We start from the raw sequence: 1,057 nt of genomic DNA on the forward strand, positions 1-1,057 counted from the left end.
CCTTGTCGCCCTGCCAGAAACGGCGGCGGGAGCGGCGCACGTACCAGTTCGACAGGTCGTCCACGAAGGCGGACAGGAGCTTGCCCGCGCGCTGGGTGTCGTAGGACTCCATCGCCTCGGTGACCTCGGCCACCAGCGTGTTCAGCTCCGAGAGCAGCCAGCGGTCCAGGACCGTGCGCTCGGCCGGCGCCGGGTCGGCCGCCGAGGGGGCCCACTGCGAGGTACGGGCGTACAGGGCCTGGAAGGCCACGGTGTTCCAGTACGTGAGGAGCGTCTTGCGGACGACTTCCTGGATGGTGCCGTGGCCGACGCGGCGGGCCGCCCAGGGGGAGCCGCCGGCCGCCATGAACCAGCGCACGGCGTCCGCGCCGTGCTGGTCCATGAGCGGGATCGGCTGGAGGATGTTGCCCAGGTGCTTGGACATCTTGCGGCCGTCCTCGGCGAGGATGTGGCCGAGGCAGACCACGTTCTCGTACGAGGACTTGTCGAAGACGAGGGTGCCGACCGCCATCAGGGTGTAGAACCACCCGCGGGTCTGGTCGATGGCCTCCGAGATGAACTGCGCCGGGTAGCGCTTCTCGAAGACCTCCTTGTTCTTGTAGGGGTAGCCCCACTGCGCGAACGGCATCGAGCCCGAGTCGTACCAGGCGTCGATGACCTCGGGGACGCGGACCGCTTCCAGCGAGCAGCCCTCGTGCGTGCAGGTGAAGGTCACGTCGTCGATGTACGGGCGGTGCGGGTCCAGGTTCGAGTGGTCCTGCCCGGACAGCTCGGACAGCTCCGCGCGCGAGCCGACGCAGGTGAGGTGGTTCTCCTCGCAGCGCCAGATCGGCAGCGGGGTACCCCAGTACCGGTTGCGGGAGAGCGCCCAGTCGATGTTGTTGTTCAGCCAGTCACCGAAGCGGCCCTGCTTGACCGAGTCCGGGAACCAGTTCGTCTTCTCGTTCTCCCGCAGCATCGCGTCCTTGACCGCGGTGGTGCGGATGTACCACGACGGCTGCGCGTAGTAGAGCAGGGCCGTGTGGCAGCGCCAGCAGTGCGGATAGCTGTGCTCGTA

Annotated in this window: 1 protein-coding gene; it reads right to left on the bottom strand. The window is 68.0% G+C overall.

Going from position 1 to position 1,057, the window contains the following annotated elements; genetic code table 11:
• Positions 1-1,057 (bottom strand): class I tRNA ligase family protein (locus tag ABTY04_RS41055; protein ID WP_352218531.1); only part of this gene is annotated, 1,057 nt, incomplete at both ends.

The organism is Streptomyces sp. NPDC097981 (assembly GCF_040302565.1).
Classification (GTDB): Bacteria; Actinomycetota; Actinomycetes; order Streptomycetales; family Streptomycetaceae; genus Streptomyces.